General features: G+C 69.7%; 5 protein-coding genes. All 5 read right to left on the bottom strand.

Annotated features, from left to right (window positions below; translation table 11 throughout):
• The coding region (locus VF468_28905) for a helix-turn-helix domain-containing protein (protein ID HEX5882307.1) at positions 1 to 438 on the bottom strand (438 nt) is incomplete at its 3' end.
• A gap of 60 nt (positions 439 to 498) precedes the next feature.
• Positions 499 to 1122: a helix-turn-helix domain-containing protein gene (locus VF468_28910; protein ID HEX5882308.1), complete on the bottom strand. Its 624-nt coding sequence runs from the start codon at positions 1120 to 1122 to the stop codon at positions 499 to 501.
• A gap of 368 nt (positions 1123 to 1490) precedes the next feature.
• The gene (locus VF468_28915) at positions 1491 to 2435 is read right to left on the bottom strand and encodes a glycine betaine ABC transporter substrate-binding protein (GenBank protein ID HEX5882309.1); all 945 of its coding nucleotides are present in this window, start codon (positions 2433 to 2435) and stop codon (positions 1491 to 1493) included.
• A 3-nt stretch (positions 2436 to 2438) separates the two neighbouring features.
• Positions 2439 to 2924 carry an Hsp20/alpha crystallin family protein gene (locus VF468_28920; GenBank protein HEX5882310.1) on the bottom strand — a complete coding sequence of 162 codons (486 nt, stop codon included), beginning with the start codon at positions 2922 to 2924 and terminating at the stop codon, positions 2439 to 2441.
• Positions 2925 to 2939: 15 nt separating this feature from the next.
• Positions 2940 to 3140: BCCT family transporter (locus VF468_28925; GenBank protein HEX5882311.1), on the bottom strand; the 201-nt coding region annotated here is incomplete at its 5' end.

A 3140-nucleotide genomic window follows, 5' to 3' on the forward strand; every position in this document is an offset into this window, starting at 1 on the left:
GGACGGGACCTGGTCAGCCCGGCGGCGGCGAAGTGCCGCTGCAACGTCCGAGCCGACGGGGTGAACCCGCCGTGCGCGGCCAGCACGGCCGCGACCTGCGCGGCGGTCCGATCCGGTGCCTCGGTCTTCAGCGCCACCGCCAGCTCCAAACACGTGCGCCGGGGTGGCCGGCAGCACCCGGCGGGGCGCCGGGACCAGCGCGGCGAACCCACCGCGGCGGTAGTCCCGGATCCAGCGGTCCAGGGTGGCCCAGGAGACCCGTACCGGCGTCCCGAACGGCCCCGGATGCGTCCTGGCGGCGACCGCCCGGACCAGCCGGCCGCGCTGCTTGGTGCTCAACGCCGGATCGAGGGCGTCTTGGATCAGGCCATACCGGAACAGGCCCACCTCCCGTGCCCGGGCCCTGCGGGCGTCGTCTCGGTCCTGCTCCTTGCTCACGATGGCTGCCTCTCGCCTCCCGGCCCACCCGGTGCGGACCGACCGGCACAGCCCATCGCCTTACGGCCCGGCCGCCCAGAGCGAGCTGGTGTTGCGACCCACAGCCCACCCCGACCCCAGCTCGGGACCGGCCGGGACCAGCAACCGACCACCGGTCAAGACCGCGGCCAGCCGCCACGGCGAACACGACCCACCCAACCGGCGGGCCACCGCAGCCGACAGGGCTCCGAGCATCTCCACCACCGCCGCGACCGGATCGGCTGTCGGTGCCGAAGCCGTGAACTCCGTGCCCAGTTCAGCGGCGGCCGCGGCAAGGACCGCCAGCACCCGCTCGGCGACCGACACGATCCGGCGCAACCAGCCCCGCACCGTCGAGGACGGCACGTTGAGCACCCCCGCGATCGGGCGGTGCCCCGCGCCGCCGGCCTTGGCCAGCAACGCCGCACCGATCACCGTGGCCGCGTCCGCCCGGCGCAGCAACACGCTCGCCGGCAACACCACCTGCGTCCGCCGGCACCCCCGACACCGAGCCCGCCGCGGCAGCAACCGGCCCACACCACGAACGAGCCGTTCCCGCGCCCAGCCCCACGGCCCCAACACAGACCCGCAGCCGATCACCGGGCAGCCCATCACCCCCGAGCGCAGGTCGTACTCGACCACCGCGCCGTCCAGCCCTACCGTCATCACGGGTGCACTCCAATGCACCAAGACGGCCCTTCCGTGTCGGCCAAGACATGCGGGAGGGCCGTCGCCTACCTCCAGGACCTCCTCACCCTGTCGTCGCACACGACCAACAGCAAGAGCAAGATCGGCCACGCCCCCAGACCCCCGCCGAGATCAGCCCACCCTGACGCCGTCATCCTCACCCAGCACGGCGGTCAACACCTAGGGCAGCCGGGCCACGTCAGGACACATCACATGCCGACCGCCGGCAGTCGCCTGTGACGCGTCTCCTTGTCGAGATAACAAACGATCCCCCGCGCGTCACGCTCGCAGGGCGGCATGATCGGACGTTGCGAGGGGGCACTAGACAAGCACTAGGCAGGTGTCAGCTAGTCCGACCCGGTGTCGATCAGCCCGCGCTGCCGAAGGAACTGGCCCGCGACGTCGGAAGCGTCACGCCCATCGAGGTCCACCGCCGCGTTCAGGTCGATGATGGCGCGCTGGCTCAGCTGTCTGTTGACCGAGTTGATGATGTCCATGAACTTGTCACCGCCGAGAGTGTCCAGCTTGTCTTCGCCGATCACGAGGGCGACATGCTGGTAGCCGAAGAGCCGTTCCGGGTCCTCCAGGAGTCGGAAGTCGCCGTCGGCGAGCTGAGGGTCGGTCGAGAAGACGTTGGCAACATCGACATCCCCTTCGAAAAGGGCGACGAACCGGGCCCCGATGGCGACGGGAACGAACTCCCCGTTGGTCAGCCGGTACACCTCCTGCATCCCCGCGAAGCCCTGGTACCGATCCTCGAACTCCGGCCGGGCGCCGAGTGTGAAGCTCTCCAGCCTGCGCAGATCCCCGATCTCGCGCAGCTGGTGCTGCTGGGCGAAGAGGAACGTCGTCGCAATCGCGTCGACGTTCTCGAACGGCGTCTGCTCGCTCAGCACCTGGCCGCGCGTCTCGTAGAACTCGCGAGCCACCCGGGCCGTCTCCTTCGCCGACTTGCCCTCGACATCCTCCCCCGCGACGACGGTCGCGGCGACACTGAGGTACTCGGGGTAGGCGTCGATCTCACCGTCCTGGAGCTCCTGATCGATGACCTCGGTGGGGCCGATGTTCTTGCGGAGGACGACCTGATAGCCGTCGTCGGTCAAGGCTTGCGCATACAGCTCGCCCATGATCACCGACTCGGTGAAGTCCTTCGTCCCCAGGGTCAGCTTCAGGCTCTCGCCCTGGGGCTGCGCCGAGCCCGGCCCGGCGCTGCCCGCATCACTGCAGCCGGCGAGGGCGGCCAGCAGGGCCAGACTGGCCCAGAACCAGGTCTGTCGTGGAACTCTGCGCACCGCCTACCCCCTCGTCACCCGGACGCCGCTGTCGTCGTCACCGCGCCGTTCGATGGCGATCCGCTCGACGTCACCGGGTACGGCAGCACCACCGATCGTGATCTCGAGCAGGCCGTCCTCGATCGACGCGCGCATGCTGCCGGCATCGATGTTCTGCGGCAGATTGATGCTCCGGCGGAACGGGCCGGTGCTGCGCTCCCGGACGTAGAACCGCGCCGACTCCACCTCGTCCTCGGGGGCACGCGTCCGCTCGCCCCAGATCCACAGCGTGTTGTGGGCGAGGGTGACCTCCACGTCATCGTTGTCGACCCCGGCCAGCTCGCAGCGGATGATCAGGTCGTCGCCGCGGACCAGGATGTCGGTGGTCGGCACCCACGCGGTCGCTTGCGTCCGCTGCTCGCCACCACCACCCAGCGCATGCTCGCGCATGCGAGACATCTCGGCGAAGGTGTCGATGAAGCCGTGGAACGGGCCCTTCGAGTCCCTCATGGCAAGTCCTCCGTCTCAGGTGGTCGACGTCGATCCAGCCACACTGGGTAGCGTGTCGCTGGCCGACTCCGTCGCCGGCGGGGTGAACGTCGGCGGCAGTTGCTCCTGGCGGACCTCCTTGTACAGAGCGGCAAGAAGCAACAGCATCGTGACGATGAACGGCAACGCCAGCACGATGGTGACCTGCTGGAGGGCGGCCAAGCCACCGCTGAGCAG

The sequence above is a fragment of the Actinomycetota bacterium genome, assembly GCA_036280995.1.
In the GTDB taxonomy this organism is placed as follows: Bacteria; Actinomycetota; CALGFH01; order CALGFH01; family CALGFH01; genus CALGFH01.